The organism is Microbacterium horticulturae, from assembly GCF_029094505.1.
Classification (GTDB): Bacteria; Actinomycetota; Actinomycetes; order Actinomycetales; family Microbacteriaceae; genus Microbacterium; species Microbacterium horticulturae.
In genome coordinates this window covers 305730-327471 of record NZ_CP119108.1, presented here as the reverse complement: position 1 = coordinate 327471, position 21742 = coordinate 305730, and the positions used below count along the sequence as shown (strand labels likewise).

Genomic DNA, 21742 nt, shown 5'->3' with positions numbered 1-21742 from the left:
TCGCTCTGACAGAGGAGGCACGCCATGAGCGATCCGAACGAACGGCCCGAGCCCGACGCCGACCGGGGCGGCAACCCGCCGCCGGCCAGCGCCGACACGCCCGACGGCCAGTTCGACGACCAGAACATGCCCACGACCGACGGCGAACCGGCCGAGCCGGACGCTGAGCCGCGGTCCGCCGAAGCAGAAGCCGGCGACGAACCGGCAGACCCTGCCGCCGAGCCCGAGCCGGCGGACCCCAAGGGCCAGCCCGGTCCCGACGGCCAGCCCGCCGAACCGGGCGCTCAGCCCGAGCCGCCCGACTGAGCGCGGCGGGCTGTTCGGTAGAGCCCCGGGACCGACGCTCAGAGGCCCCTGATCCGGCGCAGTCGGCGGTACGCGCGCAGCCGCACGCGCAGGCGCCGCACGCCACCGACGATGCGCTCGCGGAACACCCAGTACAGCGCGAGCGCGAGCAGCATGAACGGCAGCAGCTCGGGGGCCATCAGAAACGTTCCGAGAAGCGCCTCGAGACCCTCGAAGCCGACGACGGCGGCGGCTCCGAGGATCATCCAGGTATTGAGACGCCACAGCGGTGCGGCCCACAGCTGCGCGCGGCGTCGGGCGCGCAGCATCCACAGACGAACAAGACGAACAGAGCGATATGAGGGCATGACGAGGCTTTCGTGAGAGCACGGGCACGAGCTTGTGCCGCCTCGTCGCGCTGTTGCGCGCGTCAGGCGAGGCGGCCGAAAGCCGCCCCGGGCGCCCGGGGGCCTCGTCCGCCGAGCGGGCGCGGGCTCGCGGGCGGAGGCGTCGCGAGCGCGAAGACCGGCTCGCGGACGAACGCCGGGAGGGATGCCGCAGCCCACCGCCGCAGCATCGTCGCCAGCAGCGCAGCAGCCACCACGGCCAGCACCGTCGCGGCGATGAGCATCGCCAGCACCAGGGCGAACGAACTCGCATGCGCCTCGAGCCACGCCCAGGTCGTCAGGGCGATGAGCCCCTGAGACAGCGTGTCGATCATGCGCACTTCCGGTTCGAGTGAGGGATGCCGCGGTCCGGCCATTCTCGCACGGGCGCTGTGTTCGCGCGCCGGGCGGGGTAGGTTCACGGTATGGCGCAGGCCGTGGTCGATTTCACCGGCCAGGGGTGGCTGCAGGTGGGCGAGCTGCTCCTGGCGTTCGTGCTGAGCGCGCTCATCGGGCTCGAGCGGCAGCTACGCCGGCACAGCGCCGGCATCCGGACGCAGGCGATCGTCGGCACCTCGGCGGCCCTGTTCGTGCTGGTGAGCAAGTACGGCTTCATGGACGTGTTGGGCGAGCACGTCCAGCTCGACCCGTCCCGCGTCGCGGCGCAGGTCGTCACCGGCATCGGATTTCTCGGGGCCGGGCTTATCCTGACCCGGCACGGCGCGGTGCGCGGGCTGACCACGGCGGCATCGGTGTGGGAGACCGCAGCGATCGGCATGGCCGCCGGCGCGGGCCTCTGGCTGCTCGCGCTGGTGGTCACGGCGCTGCACTTCGTGATCACGTTCGGTGTGCAGATCTTCGGGCGCCACCTGCCCGGCAACGTCGACCGGCAGGTGCAGGTGCGCGTGGTCTACGTCGACGGGCGCGGGCTGCTGCGCGCGGTGCTGTCGACCGTGACCGGCAGCGGATGGGCCGTCCAGCGCGCCGAGCAGCGCGACGACCCCGCCGGCGGAACGGTGTCGGTCACGCTCGAGCTGGAGGGCAGTCAGGACCCGCAACGCGTCGTCGCGGCGCTCACCGACATCGACGGCGTGCGCGACGTGCAGCTCTACCGCGAGAACGAGCTGGAGTAGAGGGATGCCGCGCGCGCCGGGCCGACCGGGCCGGGCCGTCTCTGCCACGCACTGCGTCCGGCCCTCGCCTCAGCCGAGGGGATATGCCGAGGAGAGGACCGTTTCGCCGGATTCGCTCCTCGCTCCGGCAGATCCCCTCGCCTCGGGCGAGGGGGCGGGATGCCGGGGCCCGGTGAGCCGGCTCAGCGGCCCCCGCCCGCCGCGATCTCCACGAGCAGGCGCGAGGCGCCGTGCAGGGCGTCGGCGCCGCCGCGCCACAGAGCGGTGAGCGGACGCACGATCGGCGAGCCTTCGATCTCGACGCGGCGTACGCGCCCGAGCTTCACGTCGTCGGCGACGGCGAGCTCGCTGAGCACGGCGGGAGCGACTCCGCCGGCCACCGCCGAGAGCACGGCCACGGTCGTGTCGAGCTCGAGAGCGGCCTCGGCGGGCTCGGCGCCGAGGCGGTCGACGACCGCGAGCTCGAACGCCGACCGCGTGCCGCTGCCGCTCTCGCGCACGACGAGCGGCGTGGCCGCGAGCTCGGCGAGACCGATCGTGCCGCCCCATGTGTGATCGGGCGGCACGACCGCGACGAGCCGGTCGGCCGCCACCGTGGTCGAGGCCAGGTCGGCCGGCAGCCGCGGCGTCTCGATGAAGCCGAGGTCGAGGGCGCCCTCGCGCACGAACCGTGCGATCTCGGTGCTGTTGCCGGTGAGCAGGCGTACGGCGGTGGGATGCTGCGCCGCCTCGATCTGCCGTTCGCGCAGCCGCAGCATCCACCCCGGCAGCAGCCGTGCCGCGATCGTCTGGCTTCCGCCGACGGCCAGGGTGCGCTCGGGCGCGGCGTGCAGCAGGTCGATGGCCGCGCCCATGCGCTCGGCCGCGGCCAGCACCTCGCGCGCCCACGCGACGACCGACTCGCCGTCGCTGGTCAGCCGGGCGCCCTGCGGTGAGCGCACGAACAGTTCGACGCCGAGCTGGCGCTCGATGGCGCGGATCTTCGTGGAGACGGCCTGCTGCGTGATGAGGAACTCGCGGCCGGCCGCCGACATGCTGCCGGTGCGTGCGACGGCGTCGACGAGCTCGAGACCGGCCAGCTCCGGTACCCGTCGATGCATCACAACCTCCGCTTGTACCTCCACAGGATATAGCCGTCTACCGGCTGCCCTCGACGCGGCGGAGGCTGGATAGCATGTTCGTCACCCCCGTCGCCTCGCTCCCCGGTCGCCTCGCTCTACGCGCACGGGACGTGTGGCCGGGGCTTCTCGTGTGCGTGGGGATCGCGGTCGTGGCATCCCTCATCGGTCATCTCGTTCCGGTGCTCGGCGGCGCGGTGCCGGCGATCGTGATCGGCGTCGGCATCGCGCTCGTGCGACGGCCGGGTGGACGGCTGATGCCCGGCATCGAGTACAGCTCGAAGTTCCTGCTGCAGTGTGCGGTTGTGCTGCTGGGCGCGCAGCTGTCGCTGGCGAGCATCTTCGAGGTGGGCCTGGAGTCACTGCCGGTGATGCTCTCGACGCTCGCGGTGTGTCTGCTCGCGGCGTGGGCGATCGGGCGTGCCCTGCGCATCGAACCGCGGCTGCGCACCCTGATCGGCGTGGGCACCGGCATCTGCGGGGCCTCCGCGATCGCCGCGGTCTCGCCGGTGATCACGGCGGCCAGCGCCGAGGTCGCGTACGCGGTCTCGACGATCTTCTTGTTCAATGTGCTCGCGGTGCTGCTCTTCCCGCTGCTCGGCCATGCGCTGCACATGTCGCCGCACGCGTTCGGGCTGCTGGCGGGCACCGCTGTCAACGACACCAGCTCGGTGGTCGCGACGGCGAGTGTGTACGGCGCGGCCGCGCTCAGTTTCGCCGTGGTCGTCAAGCTCGTGCGCACGCTGATGATCATCCCGATCACGGTGACGCTCGCCGCGGTCGAGGCCCGCCGCACCGCATCACGTGGAATGTCTGCCGCGCAGATCGGCCGGCTCGTGCCGTGGTTCCTCATCGGGTTCCTCGTCGTGGCCATCATCAATTCGCTCGGTGTGATTACGCCGGGCGTACAGGACGGTCTCGTGCAGTTGAGCGTGTTCCTCATCGCCGTGGCCCTCGCCGGCATCGGATTGTCGACGGATGTCGCGGCCCTGCGCCGCGCAGGCCTGAAGCCGCTGCTGCTCGGGGCGATCCTCTGGGTGCTCGTGACGGCGACATCGCTGCTCGTGATCTGGCTCACCGGGGGGTTGGGCTGATCGCGGGCGGCGGGTCGGGCTGGTCGCGGGCGGTGGGTCGGGCTGGTCGCGGGCGGTGGGTCGGGCTGACCCGGTGAGAGTACAACTGGTCGCCGAGAGATAGGGAAATACCCGCTCTCTCGTCCGGGAGTTGTTCCCTCACGGTGCAGAAGGAGAGGAGGGGCCGGATGCCGCGGCCGATCAGAGGCCGGACGGCAGCGGCGACAGCCAACCCCGGTGGCGTTCGCGCAGCACGTCGCGCATGGCGGCGTCGGGCAGGATGACATCGGCCCCGGCGTAATAGGGCGCGTAGATCCACGCGGCATCGCTCGTCGTGATGATGGCATCCACCTCGGCGTCGCGAACGACCTCGAGGAGCGGGACAAGCCCCTCGACGTCATCGCAGCTCCACGACCAGAACCAGTGATCGAGGAGCTCGGGCCCGGGCTCGGCGAAATGCCGCCACGGCCAGGCGTCCGGACGCAGCCTCTGCGCCCAGCCGGGGTCTGTGAAGCCGGCGTCGGGGCGGCCCTCGCCCGCGAAGTCATCGGCGATGACGACGAGACCGCCGTCGCGCGGCAGGTCGCGAAGAACGGTGAGGTGCCGCCGCTGCATCTCGCCGCGCTCAGCAGCGGTCGTCGCCTGCGCGGTGAGCGCCGGCAGCGAGTGGAAGCGGACCCACCGATCCGGATGCGCCTGGCGCAGCATCCACCCCACCGGCTCGCCTGTCGACCAACGGCACTCCCAGGCGCGGGTGAGTGCCGCCGCACGTGCGCTGCGCTCGGGTTCTGCGAATGTGCCTGTCATCGATGGTCGTCCTGTCGTCGGTGCCTCGTCCACCCTGGCACGGCCTGGGCCCCGACCTGGCACAGCCTGCGCCCCGATTCGGTGAGAGAACAACTGGTCGCCGAGAGATAGGGAAGTACCCGCTCTCTCGTCCGGGAGTTGTTCTCTCACGGTCGAGGAGGGGCGAGATGCCGCGGCCCATGGCCCGCCGACGCGGCTACGCCGGCGGCGCGAGCCAGGCCCCCGCGGCAGCCAGCAGCGCCTCGGTGCCGGTCTGCAGCGTCGGCTGCACGACCGGCAGGAACAGCGGCGAGTGGTTCCCGGGGATGTCGGCGTGCACAGTGCCCGAGGCGACCGCGGTGTCCCAGGTGGCGGCATCCACCCCTCCGATCCCCCAGTAGGCGTACGGCACGCCCCATGCGCGCGGGATGTCGCTGAAGTCCTCGCTCGCGGTCTGGAGCGGCAGCTCTCCCGCCCGGTCGCCGAACCACGCCGCGAACGCGTCGGCGACCCGTGCGGTCGCATCGGGGTCGTTCGAGGTCGACGGAAAGCTGTCGTACACCTCGAACGCGGGCTCACGCGGCGCGCCGCTCGCGGCGCACTCGGCCCGCACGACGCGTTCGATGGCCTCGTGCAGCCGCCGCCGGGTCGCGTCACTGTAGCTGCGGGTGTTGATCTCGAGCACGGCATCGTCCGGAATGATGTTGCTCTTCGACCCGGCGTGGATCGACCCCACGGTGAGAACGGCGGGCTCGGTCGGGGCGATCTCGCGGGAGACGACCGTCTGCAGACGCACGACGATAGTGGATGCCAGCACCACCGGATCCACGGTGTTCTGCGGCATCGAGCCATGCCCGCCGCGCCCGAACACCCGCACCCGGATGCTGTCGGCGGCCGAGAACACCGGGCCGCTGCGCGTCGCGACCTCACCCGCGCGCATCGCCAGCACGTGCTGCGCGAGGGCGACATCGGGCTGCGGAATCCTGTCGCGCAGCCCGTCATCGACCATGCCGCGCGCGCCGTCGCCGGCCTCTTCGGCCGGCTGGAATAGCGCGATCACGGTGCCGCGCCAGGCACCCGTACTCTCGGCCAGCAGCCGCGCCGCGCCGAGCAGGCAGGCGACATGCACATCGTGCCCGCACGCGTGCATCACGGGCACCGACTGGCCCGCGGCATCCGTCACCACCACCGTGCTCGCGTACGCGACGCCCGTCGCTTCGCGGACCGGCAGCGCGTCCATGTCGGCGCGCATCAGCACGGTCGGGCCCTCGCCGTTCGCGCGCACGCCGACCACACCCGTGCCGCCGATGCCGGTGGTCACGTCGTAGCCCCACGCGGTCAGGCGACGTGCGACCTCGTCGGCCGTGCGCGTCTCCTGGTGCGAGAGTTCGGGATTCTCATGCAGCTCGCGGTAGAAGGCCTCTTGATCCGCACGGATCGACTCGTAACGCGCCCGCACCTCGGTGAAGTCCGCCATGGTCGCCCCCTCGGGCGCCACGTTACGCCGGATCGGGATGCCGCGGCCAGAGGTTGCGCGGGCGTCAGACGACCAGCGGGGCAGCTCCCTCGTCGTAACCTTGCATTGCAATACTTGTGACGCAAGGTTACGCTGACAACGTGGCAGCGTCGGCCGAGAGCATCGCAACGGGCATCCGTAAGGGCGTCCTGGAGTTCTGCGTGCTCGCGCTGCTCGACCAGCGCGAGCGGTACGGACTGGAGCTTGCGACCGAGCTGATAGATCGCGAGCTGATAGCCAGCGAAGGCAGCCTCTATCCGCTGCTGGCACGCATGCGCGACAACGACCTGGTGACGACGCGCTCGCAGTCGGCCGGAAGCGGCCGCCCCCGCCGGTACTACGCGCTCACGAACGCCGGTCGGGAGCAACTTGCCATCTTCGCCGACGTCTGGAACCGGCTCGGCCCGCAGGTCGACGCTCTCGTGGAGGGGACCTCATGATCACCCAGGACGACTACCTCGACGCGGTCCGACGCGAGCTGCGCGACCTCGATGCCCGCCATCGTGAGGCCGTGCTGGCAGATCTGCGCGAGCACTTCGCCGATGCGACGGAGCAGGGCCGCAGCCCCGAGGAGATCTCTCGCGCACTCGGCACACCGCGTGAGATCAGCGAGCGCGCGTACGAGGAGTTCGGACGCTCGGGCTCGACGGCCGAGCGTCTGCGCACGGTCCTGACGGTCGCCGCGATCGTCGTCGCCGTCGTGACGGCCGTGTTCGTCGCGTTCCTACTCCCGAGCTACACCGTGGCCGACGGCACCGGTGACGAGACGGCCGAGACGCTCGCGGCGTACGCAGGCTTCGCGGCAGCCCTCGTGACTCTCGTGCCTGCCCTCGTCGTCACCGTGCCGCTCGTGGTGCCCCGCCGCGCACGCGGCGGAACGAGCCTCGCCGTCGCGATCGTGCTCACGCTCATGGCCGTCGTCGGCGGATTCACGATCGGCGGCTTCGCCGTGCCCATCGCGATGCTGGCGTGGGCAGCGGTCGTCGTGCCGCGGGGCGCCCGTCGCGGCGGGTTCGGGGTCGTCTCCCACATCGTCGGAGCCATGCTCGTCGTCAGCCCGTTCGCAGTCCTGACCCGGGGAATCCTCACCGGCACCGTCGGATTGAGCGCATGGGGGATCGTGGTCGTCGTCGTGATCACCGCTGTGGCCGTGCTCATCGGGTTCGGCGTGCGCGCAGCGGGATGGCTACTGCTGGTCATCGGCGCGGCCGTGATGATCGCAACGCTGGTCTTTCCGTCGATGCTCGCGGTCGCCCTCTGGGCGATGGGCGGCCTCTACGTCACGATCGGACTCAGCCACGCTGTCGCGCCCGTGCGGGCGCGCATCTCGCCCCGATAGGTGGTCTGGCTTCTGGCGAGCGCGGACACCGGTTGACGACGCGCCGCGTCATGCCGGATCGGGATGCCGTGGCCACGAGCCGTGCGCGTGCGGGATGCGCCAGCCGAACTTCAGCGACAGCACGCGGAAGACGAACACGACGACGGCCACCGCGTACAGCGCGACCGGTCCGTACCAACCCAGATACCAGAGCCCCGCGATCAGCACGGCGCCGAGAAACGCGGGCACCGCGTACAGGTCACGCGGGTTGAACAGCTGCGGGTCGCGGTTGGCCACCACGTCGCGCAGCAGCCCGCCGCCGACGCCGGTCGTCACGCCGAGCAGAATCGCGGCCACCGGATTCATCCCGGCCGACAGCGCCGTGACCGTGCCGGTCGTGCAGAACACGGCGAGCCCGCCCGCGTCGAAGACGAGCAGCGTGCGCGAGAACCTCTGCACGAGTCCGCTCAGGAAGAACACGAGCACCGCAGCCAGGGCCGGCGCGACGAAGTGGATCGGCTCGGCGAACGCCGCCGGTGGCGCCCCGATGATGACATCGCGGATGACCCCGCCGCCCAGACCCGTGAGCGAGCCGAGCAGCAGTGACGCGACGATGTCGAAGCCGCGCTGCGCCGCGAGCAGGCTGCCCGAGATCGCGAAGAAGAATGTGCCCAGCAGGTCGAGCGCCAAGGCCCATGTCATCGCCCACCCCCGATCCTCGGGCCAGTGTAGTCAGGGCGCGTGAACGCGTTCCGCCGCCGACGCCATGAGGAGCACTCGGAGCTTGTGTTTCGTCACGTGACAGCGCGCTTCGTGATGTGCGGAAGGCCTCGTACTCTCGGAGAGTCCCGATCAGAAGGAGATTCCCGTGAGCACGCCACTGACCCGCCAAACGCCCTTCGAGGTGCGTGAGCGTGTCGCGTGCATGTGCAGTCACGGCGGAGACTGCTCCTCCTTCGCACCGGGTCATGCCCTCCATCTCATCCAGGCGCGCATCGCGTCGGCGACGCCGTCGGAGTGGGCAGATGCCCTGGTGACGGGAGTGGATGCCGCGACCGGCGACATCCGGCTGCTGACGCTCGACGGCACGACGTTCGACGTCTGGAACGCCGGCGGCGCGGCCCTTGAGGTCGAGCCGGGCACCCCGGTGGCGCTGCACCCGCGCTACGGCGTGCTGGCGGTCGGCCGCCTCCAGTACAACGTCGCGCTCAGCGCCTGACGCGCACCCGGGCGCCGCGTTTTCCGGCCCCACAGGGCCACCTGATTTGCTCACCACTTGATGACTCAGAGTCATCAACTGGTGAGCAGAACGAAAGTGCCCGGCGGCCTTCCGCGAGAACACGCTCGTGCACGTCTCATCCGCGAAAACGCGTGCACAACCGTGATCTCGTGAGCATCATGCCTGTGCACGTCACCGGGCGCGCCTTCCGTGCACAACGATCAAGAAACGCGCCGCGCCGCGGCATCCCGAACCGTTGTCACATGGTCGCGGGCATCGATGCGCGCATCGTCATGCACGCGTCCATGCAGGCCTTGCAGGCCTGAGCGCACATGCGGCACACTTCGCTGTCCATCTCCATGCAGGCGTCCATGCACATCTGGCACATCGCGACGCACGCGTCGAGCATGGCCATCATGACCGCAGGGGTCATGCCCTTCATACGCATCATGCTGCGCATCATGGTGTTGCACATGTCGGCGCAGTTCATGCACTCCGGAGCGCAGTCCATCATCTCCATCGCGCAGATCGTGCATGCCTGCTCACATGCCGAGCAGGCGTCCATACACGCCTGCATCGCGGTCATGTCCATCGACTCCATGCCGGGCATCGACGCCTTGCTCATGGCGTCCATCATCATCGCGTCCATACCTGTTCCGCCTTCCGCCTCGATGTGGCGGGCAGGTGCGGCCCGCCTGAGCCCAGGCTAGCCCCGATAGCGCGCGCGGTCGATGGTGGTTCCCGGGCCACGCGGCGTCCGGAACGAGCGATGTCTATGGCCAGATGGCCTCGGGCGACTCCATGCCACCCGAGCGCACGAACTCACGGTACATCTCGGTCTGGCTGAGGCCTGAGACCACCATGATGCCGGTCTGCAACTGCGCCCATCCGCCGCTCCAGGTCAGGCGCGACGCGATGTCCCAGGTCGAGGCGTCGGGGTCTTCTCGCAGCAGCTCGGCCGTCTCGCGCACACGTCGCAGCGCGTGCAGCGCGGTGTCGCGGCGGCGCGCGGCCAGCCCACGGAAGCGATAGCCGTGCCCGGGCACGACCTCGAACTCGTCATAGGGATGCAGCCGGTGCAGGGCTCGCAGGTACGCCGCGAGCGGGTTCTCGTCGAAGCCCGCACCGAGCCCGAGACCGGGGAACACTGTGGGCAGCACGTGGTCGCCCGAGAAGAGCAGGCCGTGCTCCTCGTCCACGATGCAGAGGTGGCCGGGCGTGTGGCCCGGGGTGTGCAGCGCGCGCCAGGATGCGCCGGCGACCGGGAGCTCGTCACCGTCGGCCACCAGCACGTCGGCGCGCAGATGCGTCGACTGCGGCCCACCGGCCGTGCGGGCGCGCTCGGCCATCGCGCGGGCGCGGTCGGGAGCCACGCCCCATCCGTGCAGCCGTTCCACGAACTCCGCGACCGCCTCGGACGATGTCGGGTCGGGGGCGGCGTCGAGCGACGCCTGCTCACTCTCATGGAGCACGACCTGTGCCCCGCTCGCCTCGCGCACGGCGTCGGCGAGCCCCAGGTGGTCGGGGTGCGAGTGCGTGACGACGACGGTCGCGACATCCCCCAGTCCACGGCCGAGAGTCGCCAGGAACGCGTCGAGGCGCTCGATCGATCCCGGCTCAGCCCAGCCCGGGTCGACGACGGCGACCTGGCCGGCGGGGCCGAGCTGCACCGCGGCGAGCGTGTACCCGAGACCCGCACCGCCGGGCATCGGCATCGCGAGCGACCACAGTCCGTCGGCGATGCGCTCGGCCTCGGGCAGGCCGCCCGACGTCGCGGCTCGGTACTGGGCGTCGCTGACAGGCTCCATCGTCTTCCTTCCGGCAGGATGCGGGCCACGCCCGCTCTCCGAACGCTACCGAGCCGCCGTCCCGTGCAGGAAATCGGCACGGCACGCTGCGCCCCTGACATAGGCTCTTCCCGGAAGGAGCCACCGATGTCCCCTCTCGTCACCGCCGCCGAGCTGCGCGAGCTGCTCGCGTCGCCGCATCCGCCCCGCGTCCTCGATGTGCGCTGGCGCCTCGACCGGCCCGACGGGCGCGAGGCGTTCGCGAACGGTCACATCCCGGGTGCCGTGTACGTCGACCTCGACACCGAACTGGCCGCCCACGGCGCACCGCCCGACGGCCGGCATCCCCTCCCGTCCCCCGCGCACCTGCAAGACTGCGCCCGCCGATGGGGCCTGAACGACGGAGACGCCGTCGTCGTCTACGACGACATCAAGAACACCTCCGCCGCCCGCGCGTGGTGGCTGCTGCGCGACGCCGGCGTCGACGCGCGGGTGCTCGACGGCGCGTACGACGCGTGGGTCGGCGCCGGGCTGCCGATCGAGACCGGTGAGAGCGACCAGACGCCGGGTGACGTGACCCTGACGACCGGACGCATGCCGACGGTGGAGATGGATGCCGCGGCCGCCGTGCCCGCGACGGGCATCCTGCTCGACGCCCGGGCGTCCGAGCGGTACCGCGGCGAGGTCGAGCCGGTCGACCCGCAGGCGGGGCACATCCCGGGCGCGGTGAGCGCCCCCACGACCGAGAACGTCGACGCGCAGGGCCGCCTTCTGCCGCCCGAGGTGCTGCGGGCTCGGTTCGCGGCGCTCGGCGTGACCGACGGCATCCCGGTCGCCACCTACTGCGGCTCGGGGGTGACCGCGTCGCACGAGGTGCTGGCGCTCGCTGTCGCCGGCATCGACGCCGCACTGTATCCCGGCTCGTGGAGTCAATGGTCGAACACCCCGGGCCGCCCGGTCGCCACCGGCGCGCAGCCCGCACCCGATGAGGAGGAACAATGAGCGCAGTCGCCATCGTCACCGGAGGCGCGCGCGGCATCGGCGCCGCGACGTCGCGTCGCCTGGCAGCCGACGGCTTCGACATCGCGGTGATCGATCTGGTCGAAGCCGATGCGCAGCCGGTGGTGGACGAGATCCGCGCGACGGGCCGCCAGGCGCTCGCGGTCGGCGCCGATGTCTCCGACGAGGCCGCGGTCACCACCGCCGTCGACCGCATCGCCGCCGAGTTGGGCGCACCCGTCGTGCTCGTGAACAACGCCGGCGTGATCCGCGACAACCTGCTGTTCAAGATGACCGCCGACGACTGGGACACCGTGCTGCGCGTCCACCTGCGCGGCGCCTTCCTGATGAGTCGCGCCGTGCAGAAGCACATGGTCGATGCCGGCTGGGGCCGCATCGTGAACCTCTCGAGCACCTCGGCGCTCGGCAACCGCGGACAGGCGAACTATTCCGCCGCGAAGGCCGGCATGCAGGGGCTGACAAAGACGCTCGCGATCGAGCTGGGGCGCTTCGGCGTGACGGCGAACGCGATAGCGCCGGGGTTCATCGAGACCGACATGACCGCCGCCACCGCCGCCCGCATCGGTGTGCCGTTCGACGAGTTCATCGCCGCCCGCGCAGCCGAGATCCCGGTCGGGCGCGGCGGCAAGCCCGACGACATCGCCAACGCAGTGTCGTTCTTCGTGTCCGAGGCCTCGGGCTTTGTCTCAGGCCAGGTGCTCTACGTCGCGGGCGGGCCGAAGGCCTGAGCGGGGCCACCCCGGCTGTCAAGGGGGCTGTGCCCACGGCATCCCGATGCCACCGTCCTTCATGAGGAGGAATCATGAAGGCGGTCACATGGCAGGGACGACGACACATCAGCGTGGAGGAGGTGCCGGATCCGAGGATCGAAGAGCCGACGGACGCCATCGTGCAGGTCTCGTCGACGGCGATCTGCGGCTCGGATCTGCACCTCTACGAGATCCTCGGACCCTTCCTCGACGCGGGCGACGTGCTGGGACATGAGCCGATGGGCACGGTCGTGGAGGTCGGATCCGACGTGCACGGCCTCGCCGTCGGCGACCGCGTCGTCATCCCGTTCAACATCGCGTGCGGCGAATGCTGGATGTGCCGGCACGGTCTGCAGTCGCAGTGCGAGACGACGCAGGTGCGCGAATACGGCTCGGGGGCGGCGCTGTTCGGCTACACCAAGCTGTATGGTCAGGTTCCCGGCGGCCAGGCCGAGCTGCTGCGGGTTCCGCTTGCCGATCACAATCACATCCGCGTGGCCGACGAACCGCCCGACGAACGGTACCTCTACCTCAGCGACATCCTGCCCACCGCATGGCAGGGCGTCGAGTACGCGGATGTGCCCGACGACGGCACGCTGGTGGTGCTCGGCCTCGGGCCCGTCGGCCAGTTCGTCTCGCGCATCGCGGTGCGGCGCGGATGCCGGGTGCTGGCGATCGAGCCGGTGGACGAACGCCGCGCCATGGCCGAGCGTCATGGCGTCGAGGCGTTCGCGCCCGGCGACGGTCTGCTCGACGAGCTGCGCGACGCCACCGACGGCCGCGGGCCGGACTCGGTGGTGGATGCCGTTGGACTCGAGGCGCACGGCAGCCCGGCCGTCGGCTTCGCGCAGAAGACCGTGGGGATGCTGCCCGATCCGATCGCGCAGCGGCTGATGCAGCGCGCCGGCATGGACCGGCTGAGCGCGCTGTACACGGCGATCGATCTCGTGCGGCGCGGCGGCACGATCTCGCTGAGTGGCGTGTACGCCGGCGACGCCGACATCCTGCCGATGAAGACGCTCTTCGACAAGCAGGTGAGTCTGCGCATGGGCCAGTGCAACGTCAAGCACTGGATCGGGCAGCTGCTCCCCCTCGTCGAAGATCCAGCGGACCCGCTCGGGGTCATGGACCTTGCAACCCATCGCGCACCGCTGGACGATGCCCCGGGCTTGTACGAGACCTTCCAGAAGAAGGCGGACGGGTGCGTGAAGGTCGTTCTGCAGCCATGATCGCAAACGGCCCCGATTCGGGTAAACAGTGGCAGACTGCCGATATGGCGACCACGATCCCGGTCGACCGCACAGACACGATGACGTCTCATCTCCCGCCTGCGCAGGCTGACCTCCTGAACCGAACGCGCATCGAGCAAAAGGGCAATATCGTCGTTCGGTGGATCACCTCCACCGACCACAAGATCATCGGGTACATGTACCTGATCTCCTCGGTCATGTTCTTCATGCTCGGCGGTGTGATGGCGTTGATCATCCGTGCCGAGCTGTTCGCCCCGGGCATTCAGATCGTTGCGACGAAGGACCAGTTCAACCAGCTGTTCACGATGCACGGCACGATCATGCTGCTGATGTTCGCGACGCCGTTGTTCGCCGGGTTCGCCAATGCGATCCTGCCGTTGCAGCTGGGCGCTCCCGATGTGGCGTTCCCCCGGTTGAACGCTTTCGCGTTCTGGCTGTTCCTGTTCGGATCGCTGATCGCGGTGGCCGGGTTCCTGACCCCGCAGGGGGCGGCGGCGTTCGGGTGGTTCGCGTACCAGCCGTTGGCGAATGCGACGTTCTCGCCGGGGGCCGGTGGCAACCTCTGGTTCCTGGGCCTGGGGATGAGCGGTTTCGGCACGATCCTCGGCGCTGTGAACTTCATCACCACCGTGGTCACGATGCGCGCGCCCGGCCTGACCATGTGGCGCATGCCGATCTTCTCGTGGAACATCCTGCTGACCAGCATCCTGATCCTCATGGCGTTCCCGGTGCTGGCCGCGGCCCTCCTGGCCGCCGCTGCCGACCGCATCCTCGGTGCGCACCTGTTCGACCCTGCCAACGGGGGCGTGCTGCTGTGGCAGCACATGTTCTGGTTCTTCGGGCACCCTGAGGTGTACATCATCGCGCTGCCGTTCTTCGGCATCGTCACCGAGGTGTTCCCCGTCTTCAGCCGGAAGCCGATCTTCGGCTATCGCACGCTGATCTATGCGACGATCGCGATCGCCGCGCTGTCGGCATCGGTATGGGCGCACCACATGTTCGCCACCGGTGCCGTGCTGCTGCCGTTCTTCTCCTTCATGTCGATGCTGATCGCGGTGCCGACGGGTGTGAAGATCTTCAACTGGATCGGCACGATGTGGCGCGGCTCGGTCACGTTCGAGACGCCAATCGTGTTCGCTATCGGATTCTTGACGTCGTTCGTGTTCGGTGGCCTGACCGGCGTGATCCTCGCGTCGCCGCCGCTCGACTTCCACGTCACCGACTCGTACTTCGTGGTGGCGCACTTCCACTATGTGGTGTTCGGCACGGTCGTGTTCGCCATGTTCTCGGGTTTCTATTTCTGGTGGCCGAAGTGGACCGGCAAGATGCTCAACGAGCGGCTGGGCATGGTGCACTTCTGGATGCTGTTCATCGGCTTCCACATGACCTTCCTCGTGCAGCACTGGCTCGGCGTGGCCGGGATGCCGCGTCGCTACGCGGACTATGCGCCGTCTGACGGGTTCACCTGGATGAACCAGGTGTCGTCGATCGGCGCGATGCTGCTGGGCTCGTCGATGATCCCGTTCATCCTGAATGTGTGGATCACCGCTCGCAAGGCGCAGCGGGTGACCGTGAACGACCCGTGGGGCTACGGGGGATCGCTCGAGTGGGCGACCAGCTGCCCGCCGCCACGGCACAACTTCACGTCGATCCCACGGATCCGCAGCGAGCGGCCCGCGTTCGACCTGAACCATCCCGAGGCAGCGCCCACGCGCGCCTGAGAGTGCGGTTGCGCGGCGGCACGCTCGCCGACATCGTTACGCGTCGAATCGACCGGCGGGGCGCGGCTCATTATGCTCGATGCGACCCTCCCACCGCGCAGATCGCTCCTCCATGACCCCTTCCGCTGCATCGTCCGCACCCGCCGTCACCCGGGTGTCGGTGGTCGGACGCGGGCGACTCGGCTCGGCCATCGCCCCCACGCTGACCCACGCCGGCTACACCGTCTTCGGGCCCACCGGCCGCGACGAGCCCGTGGGCGACGCCGATGTGGTGCTGCTCTGCGTGCCCGATCGGGAGATTCGGGATGCCGCGGCCGCCGCGTCGGGTCACGCCACGCTCATCGGCCACACCTCCGGGGCGACCGGGCTCGATGATGTCGATTTCGGCCTCCACCCGTTGCAGACCTTTGCCGGCGGCGACGACCCCTCGGTCTTCGCCGGAATCGGCGCCGCGATCGGCGGGCGCTCGCCCGAGGCACTCACTATCGCGCGCTCGCTGGCGACGGCGCTGGGCATGCACGCGTTCGAGATCGCCGACGCCGACCGTGCGCGGTACCACGCCGCCGCCGCGTTCGCCGCGAACTTCGTCGTGACCCTCGAAGGCCTCGCAGAGCGTCTGCTGCGCGAGGCGGGGCCCGACATCGACGATGGCGACGCGCGAGCCCTACTGGCGCCGCTCGTGCGGCGCACGGTCGAGAACTGGGCGGCGCGCGGCGCGGCATCCGCCCTCACCGGACCCATCGCCCGCGGCGACGATGAGACCGTCGCCCGACAGCGCGCAGCGCTCGCGCCCGAACTCGTGCCGCTTTTCGACGTGCTCGCCGACCACACCCGCGCCCTCGCCGCGGAACGGAGCCGATGATGCAGACGCTGCGAACAGTCGCCGAGGTGCGCGCGGTCGTGCACGCGACGCGCGAGCGCGGCGGCACCGTCGGCCTCGTGCCGACGATGGGTGCCTTTCACGAGGGGCATCTGTCGCTCATGCGCGCGGCGCGCGACGCGCACGACCTGGTCGTGGTGTCGCTGTTCGTGAACCCGACACAGTTCGGCCCGAGCGAAGACCTCGCGGCCTACCCACGCGATGAGCACCGCGATGCGCGGCTCGCCGCACAGGCCGGGGCCGACGTGCTGTTCACTCCCCCGGTCGGCGAGGTGTACCCCGACGGTTACGCGACCTCGATCCATGTGGCGGGGATCACCGATGTGCTCTGCGGCGCAACCCGACCCGGGCACTTCGACGGCGTGGCGACCGTGGTCACGAAGCTGTTCGGCATCGTCCGGCCCGACGCCGCGTACTTCGGGCAGAAGGACGCCCAGCAGGTGCTCGTGGTACGCCGGGTGGTACGCGACCTGAACCTCGACGTGAACGTGGTCGCATGCCCGATCGTGCGCGAGGCGGACGGTCTCGCGATGAGCTCGAGGAACGCGTATCTGGATGCCGCGTCCCGCGAGCGCGCGACAGCGCTCAGCCGTGCCCTCGATGCGGCCGAGAGCGCCGTGTCGTCCGGTCAGACCGGTGCGCACGAGCTGCTCAAGGCGGCACGCGCCGTGCTCGAGAGCGCCGGCATCGAACCCGAGTACCTCGAGCTGCGCTCCGCCGACGACCTCGCCCTCGTCGACGCCGTCGCACCGACCGCACTGCTGGCGGTGGCGGCCCGAGTCGGTGCTGCCCGCCTCATCGACAACCGGCTGCTGGAGGCCTCCTGATGCGACGCACCATGCTCAAGTCCAAGATCCACCGCGCCAGGGTGACCGGCAGCGACCTGCACTACGTCGGATCGATCACCGTCGACCCCGAGCTGCTCGAGGCCGCCGACATCCGCCCGAACGAACAGGTGCACGTCGTGGACGTCGACAACGGGTCACGCCTGGTGACCTACACGATCGCAGGCGTCCGCGGGTCCGGTGACCTGCAGCTCAACGGCGCGGCCGCCCGACTCGTGCACACCGGCGACACCGTGATCGTCATCTCGTACGCAGATGTCGACGATGGCGAGCTCGACGCCTACGAGCCGCGCGTGGTGCACGTCGACGAGCACAATCGCATCATCACCGTGGACGCCGAGCCCGGCGTCCTCGTCGCAGCGGAGGCCCTGGCATGAGCACGCATCCCGGCGAGCGCGCCCCGAAGACCACGTTCGCGACGCTCGCCGCCAAGAAGGCCGCGGGCGAGCCCATCGTCATGGTGACCGCGTACGACCATCCCGGCGCTCGCGCCGCCGAGGCGGCGGGGGTGGATGCCGTGCTCGTCGGGGATTCGGCCGCCATGACCGTGCTCGGCTACGACAGCACGGTGTCGGTGACGGTCGACGAGCTGCTCATGCTCACTGCGGCCGTGCGCCGCGGACTGGTCGGCCCGCTCCTCGTGGGCGACCTGCCGTTCGGCTCGTACGAGGCGAGCGACGAGCAGGCCGTGCGCACCGCGCAGCGCTTCGTGAAGGAGGCCGGGGTCGACGCCGTCAAGATCGAGCGCGGTGGCACGACCGTCGAGCGGGCGCGGGCGATCGTGGCCGCGGGCATCCCCGTGATGGGGCACGTCGGGCTCACGCCGCAGACCGTCGGTGTACTCGGTGGCTACCGTGCCCAGGGCCGCACCGCCGAGGCCGCTCAGCAGGTGGCGGCCGACGCGCTGGCGCTGCAGGCTGCGGGATGCTTCGCGCTCGTGTTCGAAGCGATCCCGAGCGAGGCCACAGCGGCGATAGTGCCCCTGCTGGACGTACCCGTGATCGGCATCGGCGCGGGCCCGGCCGTCGATGGTCAGGTGCTCGTGTTCCACGACCTGCTGGGCATCCACGACGGACATCAGGCGCGCTTCGTCAAGCGCTTCGCCGAGGTCGGCGCCGCGACGATCGACGGCATCCGGGCCTACGCGGGCGAGGTACGGTCGGGCGCCTACCCCGCGCCCGAGCACGGCTACGCGATGGCGGCAGGCGAGGCCGAGAAGCTGCACGCCGCGCTCGACGACCTGCGCTGAGCCGCGGCATCCCGCCTCTCGGCCACCCTTCCCCCGAGCCTCAGCACCGCCCCTGTTCGGCCGTCACGTTCGGCGATCCGAGCCGCGCGCGGGCCGCGGGAAGCGCCCACAGCGCCGCAGCGCGAAGAAAAGCACCAGCACCGGGATCGCCGCCAGCACGGCCCCCGCGGCGACCCAGCCGTTGCCCGGTCACGGCCTGCCATGATGTGGAGATGCGCACGATCCTCAACATCATCTGGGTGGTCTTCGCCGGATTCTGGCTGTTCATCGGATACATGGCCGCGGGCATCGTGCTGTGCATCCCGATCTTCACGATCCCGTGGGCGATCGCGTCGTTCCGCATCGCCCGCTACTCGCTGTGGCCGTTCGGACGGCAGATCGTCGACAAGCGGCAGCCGGGCGTCTTCTCGTTCCTGGGCAATGTCGTCTGGGTCGTCGTGGCCGGGTGGTGGTTGGCGATCGGACACATCGTCTCGGGCCTGGCGCTGTGCGTGACCATCATCGGTATTCCTATGGGCATCGCCGACTTCAAGCTCGTGGCGGTGTCACTCATGCCGTTGGGCAAGCAGATCGTCTCGACGCGCTCGGGCGCCTTCGACTGACCTCAGGTGCGCAGCAGTCGAAACTCGTTCCGGCGCAGCAGCGTGAGCAGCGCGGTGGCTGGAGGGCCGAACGCCTTTCGGCCGGCATCCGTCGGGTACGGTTCGATGGCGACGATGCGGTGCGGGATGCCGCGCACGACGAGTTCGCATCCGCCGGCGGCCACCACATTGCGGTACCAGTTGACCTGCTCGCCGTAGGTCAGTTCGGCGACGAAGCCCTCGGGCACCGCGGCGACGATGATGGGCGTCTCGTAGACGGTTCCGCTCTTGCGGCCGACGTGCCGCACGAGGCTGAACGGGCCGTGCCCCGTGCGCGCGAGGGCGCTCGTGCCCTTGTTGAGGGTGTTCTTCAGCAGCCACAGCCACGCCCGGCGGATCCGGTTCATGTGTCGAGCGTACGGCGGGGGGATGCCGCAGCACAGTGTCTGATCAGCCGGAGTGCATGATCAGCCACGGTGCGTGATCAGCCGGAGAGCTGCACCGCGGCTTGGATGATCGCCAGCAGACCGCTCAGCAGCAGCATCCCGAGCACGATCCAGCGGAAGGCACCCTGACCGATGCGGTGGAAGAGGCGGTCGCCGAGCCACCAGCCGAGCACCAGGGCCGGCACGGCGATCAGCGCGAGGAGGCCGACTTGGGGCGTGAGTCGCGCGACGAACACGAAGCCGATGATCGCCAGCAGGTCTTGGATGGCGAAGGCCGCCTGCAGCGACGCGCGGAACGCCACGGGGCGCAGCCCACGCGTCTGGAATACCGCGACGACCGGCGGACCGTTCATGCCTGTCGAGCTGAGCATCGCACCGCTGAGCACGCCGGCGGCGACGATGCCCCTTCTGCTCTCCAGCTGCAGCGGCGTGCGGCGGGCCAGCAGAACGGTCGCGCCGATCACGACGACGCCGATGACCAGCGAGAGCCAGTGTGGGTCGAGAAACTGCAAGACCGCGAGGCCGATCGGAATGCCGACCAGCGCGGCGCCCGACAACGCAAAGACGGGGCGCCATTCCACCGCGCGGCGTTCGGCGATCGTGCTGCCGATGGTCAAGACGAGTCCGAGCACGGTCGCGACGACGACCGATGAAGGTGCGCCCAGCACGGGGATCATCAGCGGCACGCTGAGCATTGCAAAACCAAAGCCCGACACTGCCTGCGCCGCGGCGGCGAGGGCTGCGATGATGCAGACCGCGATCGCGGTGAGCAGCAGGCTCACGGTCGTCTCTCGCGGGGCATCGGGCCAGCGTAACCGCGCACGCGCGGAAACGTCACATCTGGGGATCACGCTCGGACGCTCCGTCGACACCGCGGACCGCGCTACACTGCCTGCGTACACGGGAGTCCGGTGAGCCGGGCTGAGAGGAAGGTCTTCAACCTTCGACCGTCGAACCTGATCCGGATCATGCCGGCGCAGGGAGGCAGCTTTCTCGACGTGTGCACGGCACCGCGTCGCGCACACACCCGTGCCTACCTCCGAGGAGAAAGGGCACACAACGTGCATTCGGTCACGCAAGATAATCAGCAAGAGGCCCAAGACACACCGACGCCCCAGCAGTTCGGTGTCGGCGGCCGCATCACCCTCGCGGTGATGAGCGATGACTATGTCGACGTCATCCTCACCGCCCTCGCCGAAGCCTCGGCCGACGCGGCGCAGCTCGATGTCGTCACTGACGACGTCAGCACGTGGGCGACCGGCGACGAGACGGCCCTGGCCACATATTTCGCGCGCCTGATCGCCGCGGCTGCGCGCGGCGGGCGTCACGTGAGCGCCACGGTGATGTTCTCGAGGGGATGCCCCGGCGAGGTGCGCTGCGCGCTCCCGGCCGGCGGCGGGCTCGTGTCGCCCCTCCCCGACGTCCCGCCGACCGGCGTCGTGGGCTCGGCGCAGTGGGCGCTGTATCCGCTCGATGACAGCGGAGCCGCCGACCACATGCGCGATATCTACGCCGCCATCGACGACGCGCGAGCGAACGGCACGTACGTGCGCAGCGACCACTACGTGACGCGCCTGCACGGCGATGTCGCGACGATCCTCGAGACCGTGGCCGGCGGCTGGGTGCGCGTGGGCCGCACGGTGCCGCACGTGACGACCCACGTCACCATCTCGGTGAACAGCCCGAGCGGAGCTGCGGCATGAGCGCCCCCGAGAGCGCCACGGCGAGCGCCTTCGAGAACGGCACGGCGCGTCCCCGACCCACGCGCAGTCACCGCGGCTGGAGCCTGCGCGACATCATGCTCATCGTCGTGCTCGGCGTGGTCGCAGGCTTCCTCTACTGGGCGCTCGTGCAGGCCTGGGCGTGGCTGTCGGTGCTCGCCGGTCCGCTCGGGGACCTCACCCAGCACGTGCTTCTGGGTGGATGGCTCCTGGTGTCGCCGATCGCGGTGGCGATCGTGCGGCGCCCCTTCGCGGGCGTGGCCGCCGAGATCCTCGCGTCGGTGATCGAGGTCGTCTTCCTCGGGTCGGCGGTCGGTCCGTTGCTGTTCGTCGCGGCGGGCATTCAGGGCATCGGCAGCGAACTCCCGTTCGCGCTGACGCGCTACCGGCGCTACGGATGGCTGCAGTACGCGCTCTCCGGCGCACTGGGCGCCGGCTTCGTGTTCTTCTTCTCGGCCTTCCGCTCGGGGTGGTACGGCACCGATCTGTTCTGGATCCGCCTCGTCGTCCAGGTGCTCTCGGGTATCGTGCTCGGCGGCCTGCTGGCCAAGCCGATCGTCTCGGCGGTCGCACGCACCGGCGTGGTCGACAACTTCGCGATCGGTCGCGACCGTGCCGCGCGCGCTGAGTGATCACGATCGGCCGGTCACACGCCAGAC

Annotated in this window: 28 protein-coding genes and 1 riboswitch; of the genes, 18 read left to right on the top strand and 10 right to left on the bottom strand. The window is 70.1% G+C overall.

Annotated elements, in window-relative coordinates; all coding sequences use genetic code 11:
* The first annotated feature begins 24 nt into the window (after positions 1-24).
* The gene (locus PU630_RS01575; protein WP_275278602.1) at positions 25-306 is read left to right on the top strand and encodes a hypothetical protein; all 282 of its coding nucleotides are present in this window, start codon (positions 25-27) and stop codon (positions 304-306) included.
* Between the two features lie 38 nt (positions 307-344).
* Here PU630_RS01575 and PU630_RS01570 read toward each other — a convergent pair whose 3' ends face one another.
* A complete protein-coding gene (locus PU630_RS01570) occupies positions 345-653 on the bottom strand; it encodes a hypothetical protein (protein WP_275278601.1) in 309 nt (102 codons plus the stop codon).
* Between the two features lie 62 nt (positions 654-715).
* On the bottom strand, positions 716-1006 hold the full coding sequence (locus PU630_RS01565) for a hypothetical protein (protein ID WP_275278600.1): 291 nt from the start codon (positions 1004-1006) through the stop codon (positions 716-718).
* 90 nt (positions 1007-1096) lie between these two features.
* Here PU630_RS01565 and PU630_RS01560 point away from each other — a divergent pair, with 90 nt between their 5' ends.
* A complete protein-coding gene (locus tag PU630_RS01560; RefSeq protein ID WP_275278599.1) occupies positions 1097-1804 on the top strand; it encodes an MgtC/SapB family protein in 708 nt (235 codons plus the stop codon).
* A gap of 182 nt (positions 1805-1986) precedes the next feature.
* Here the strand turns inward: PU630_RS01560 and PU630_RS01555 are convergent, their stop codons facing one another.
* Positions 1987-2904 (bottom strand): LysR family transcriptional regulator, encoded by a 918-nt coding sequence (locus PU630_RS01555; RefSeq protein ID WP_275278598.1) that lies wholly within the window; start codon positions 2902-2904, stop codon positions 1987-1989.
* A 74-nt stretch (positions 2905-2978) separates the two neighbouring features.
* On the opposite strand from PU630_RS01555, the gene PU630_RS01550 reads away from it, so the two are divergent.
* A complete protein-coding gene (locus PU630_RS01550) occupies positions 2979-4016 on the top strand; it encodes a YeiH family protein (RefSeq protein WP_275278597.1) in 1038 nt (345 codons plus the stop codon).
* Between the two features lie 180 nt (positions 4017-4196).
* Here the strand turns inward: PU630_RS01550 and PU630_RS01545 are convergent, their stop codons facing one another.
* Together PU630_RS01545 and PU630_RS01540 are read right to left on the bottom strand one after the other, a co-directional pair.
* Positions 4197-4802, bottom strand: a complete 606-nt coding sequence (locus tag PU630_RS01545; RefSeq protein WP_275278596.1) for a DUF3885 domain-containing protein — start codon at positions 4800-4802, stop codon at positions 4197-4199.
* Positions 4803-4998: 196 nt separating this feature from the next.
* Complete coding sequence (locus tag PU630_RS01540) at positions 4999-6258, bottom strand: amidohydrolase (RefSeq protein WP_275278595.1); 1260 nt, start codon at positions 6256-6258, stop codon at positions 4999-5001.
* A gap of 140 nt (positions 6259-6398) precedes the next feature.
* Here PU630_RS01540 and PU630_RS01535 point away from each other — a divergent pair, with 140 nt between their 5' ends.
* Together PU630_RS01535 and PU630_RS01530 are read left to right on the top strand one after the other, a co-directional pair.
* Positions 6399-6737: a PadR family transcriptional regulator gene (locus PU630_RS01535; RefSeq protein WP_275278594.1), complete on the top strand. Its 339-nt coding sequence runs from the start codon at positions 6399-6401 to the stop codon at positions 6735-6737.
* Positions 6734-7636 (top strand): DUF1700 domain-containing protein, encoded by a 903-nt coding sequence (locus PU630_RS01530; protein ID WP_275278593.1) that lies wholly within the window; start codon positions 6734-6736, stop codon positions 7634-7636. The genes PU630_RS01535 and PU630_RS01530 overlap by 4 nt, the downstream gene beginning before the upstream one ends.
* A gap of 48 nt (positions 7637-7684) precedes the next feature.
* Here the strand turns inward: PU630_RS01530 and PU630_RS01525 are convergent, their stop codons facing one another.
* The gene (locus PU630_RS01525) at positions 7685-8317 is read right to left on the bottom strand and encodes a trimeric intracellular cation channel family protein (protein WP_275278592.1); all 633 of its coding nucleotides are present in this window, start codon (positions 8315-8317) and stop codon (positions 7685-7687) included.
* Between the two features lie 166 nt (positions 8318-8483).
* Between PU630_RS01525 and PU630_RS01520 the strand changes: the two genes are divergently transcribed.
* Together PU630_RS01520 and PU630_RS01515 are read left to right on the top strand one after the other, a co-directional pair.
* The gene (locus PU630_RS01520) at positions 8484-8834 is read left to right on the top strand and encodes a hypothetical protein (protein WP_275278591.1); all 351 of its coding nucleotides are present in this window, start codon (positions 8484-8486) and stop codon (positions 8832-8834) included.
* Between the two features lie 170 nt (positions 8835-9004).
* The gene (locus PU630_RS01515) at positions 9005-9160 is read left to right on the top strand and encodes a hypothetical protein (RefSeq protein ID WP_275278590.1); all 156 of its coding nucleotides are present in this window, start codon (positions 9005-9007) and stop codon (positions 9158-9160) included.
* Here the strand turns inward: PU630_RS01515 and PU630_RS17450 are convergent.
* Complete coding sequence (locus tag PU630_RS17450; RefSeq protein WP_487345450.1) at positions 9094-9399, bottom strand: four-helix bundle copper-binding protein; 306 nt, start codon at positions 9397-9399, stop codon at positions 9094-9096. The genes PU630_RS01515 and PU630_RS17450 overlap by 67 nt on opposite strands.
* A gap of 208 nt (positions 9400-9607) precedes the next feature.
* Positions 9608-10642: an MBL fold metallo-hydrolase gene (locus tag PU630_RS01505; protein WP_275278588.1), complete on the bottom strand. Its 1035-nt coding sequence runs from the start codon at positions 10640-10642 to the stop codon at positions 9608-9610.
* A 126-nt stretch (positions 10643-10768) separates the two neighbouring features.
* Between PU630_RS01505 and PU630_RS01500 the strand changes: the two genes are divergently transcribed.
* The 9 genes from PU630_RS01500 (at position 10769) to PU630_RS01460 (ending at position 18937) form a co-directional block, all read left to right on the top strand.
* The gene (locus PU630_RS01500) at positions 10769-11623 is read left to right on the top strand and encodes a sulfurtransferase (RefSeq protein ID WP_275278587.1); all 855 of its coding nucleotides are present in this window, start codon (positions 10769-10771) and stop codon (positions 11621-11623) included.
* A complete protein-coding gene (locus tag PU630_RS01495; protein ID WP_275278586.1) occupies positions 11620-12369 on the top strand; it encodes an SDR family oxidoreductase in 750 nt (249 codons plus the stop codon). Before PU630_RS01500 ends, PU630_RS01495 begins: the two co-directional genes overlap by 4 nt.
* 74 nt (positions 12370-12443) lie before the next feature.
* A complete protein-coding gene (locus PU630_RS01490) occupies positions 12444-13619 on the top strand; it encodes an alcohol dehydrogenase catalytic domain-containing protein (protein WP_275278585.1) in 1176 nt (391 codons plus the stop codon).
* Between the two features lie 44 nt (positions 13620-13663).
* Positions 13664-15361, top strand: a complete 1698-nt coding sequence (gene ctaD, locus PU630_RS01485; protein WP_275278584.1) for an aa3-type cytochrome oxidase subunit I — start codon at positions 13664-13666, stop codon at positions 15359-15361.
* A gap of 112 nt (positions 15362-15473) precedes the next feature.
* Positions 15474-16223 carry a DUF2520 domain-containing protein gene (locus PU630_RS01480; RefSeq protein ID WP_275278583.1) on the top strand — a complete coding sequence of 250 codons (750 nt, stop codon included), beginning with the start codon at positions 15474-15476 and terminating at the stop codon, positions 16221-16223.
* A complete protein-coding gene (gene panC / locus PU630_RS01475) occupies positions 16223-17068 on the top strand; it encodes a pantoate--beta-alanine ligase (protein WP_275278582.1) in 846 nt (281 codons plus the stop codon). The genes PU630_RS01480 and panC overlap by 1 nt, the downstream gene beginning before the upstream one ends.
* On the top strand, positions 17068-17463 hold the full coding sequence (panD, locus tag PU630_RS01470; RefSeq protein ID WP_275278581.1) for an aspartate 1-decarboxylase: 396 nt from the start codon (positions 17068-17070) through the stop codon (positions 17461-17463). Before panC ends, panD begins: the two co-directional genes overlap by 1 nt.
* On the top strand, positions 17460-18335 hold the full coding sequence (gene panB, locus PU630_RS01465; RefSeq protein WP_275278580.1) for a 3-methyl-2-oxobutanoate hydroxymethyltransferase: 876 nt from the start codon (positions 17460-17462) through the stop codon (positions 18333-18335). Before panD ends, panB begins: the two co-directional genes overlap by 4 nt.
* Positions 18336-18547: 212 nt before the next feature.
* Positions 18548-18937: a YccF domain-containing protein gene (locus tag PU630_RS01460; RefSeq protein ID WP_275278579.1), complete on the top strand. Its 390-nt coding sequence runs from the start codon at positions 18548-18550 to the stop codon at positions 18935-18937.
* A 2-nt stretch (positions 18938-18939) separates the two neighbouring features.
* Here PU630_RS01460 and PU630_RS01455 read toward each other — a convergent pair whose 3' ends face one another.
* A complete protein-coding gene (locus PU630_RS01455) occupies positions 18940-19323 on the bottom strand; it encodes a PNPOx family protein (RefSeq protein ID WP_275278578.1) in 384 nt (127 codons plus the stop codon).
* 77 nt (positions 19324-19400) lie between these two features.
* The gene (locus PU630_RS01450) at positions 19401-20144 is read right to left on the bottom strand and encodes a sulfite exporter TauE/SafE family protein (RefSeq protein WP_275278577.1); all 744 of its coding nucleotides are present in this window, start codon (positions 20142-20144) and stop codon (positions 19401-19403) included.
* 108 nt (positions 20145-20252) lie between these two features.
* A riboswitch (TPP riboswitch) is annotated at positions 20253-20362 on the top strand.
* A 154-nt stretch (positions 20363-20516) separates the two neighbouring features.
* Here PU630_RS01450 and PU630_RS01445 point away from each other — a divergent pair.
* Together PU630_RS01445 and PU630_RS01440 are read left to right on the top strand one after the other, a co-directional pair.
* Positions 20517-21065: a YkoF family thiamine/hydroxymethylpyrimidine-binding protein gene (locus tag PU630_RS01445; protein ID WP_275278576.1), complete on the top strand. Its 549-nt coding sequence runs from the start codon at positions 20517-20519 to the stop codon at positions 21063-21065.
* On the top strand, positions 21062-21715 hold the full coding sequence (locus tag PU630_RS01440; protein WP_275278575.1) for an ECF transporter S component: 654 nt from the start codon (positions 21062-21064) through the stop codon (positions 21713-21715). Before PU630_RS01445 ends, PU630_RS01440 begins: the two co-directional genes overlap by 4 nt.
* Positions 21716-21742: the final 27 nt, after the last annotated feature.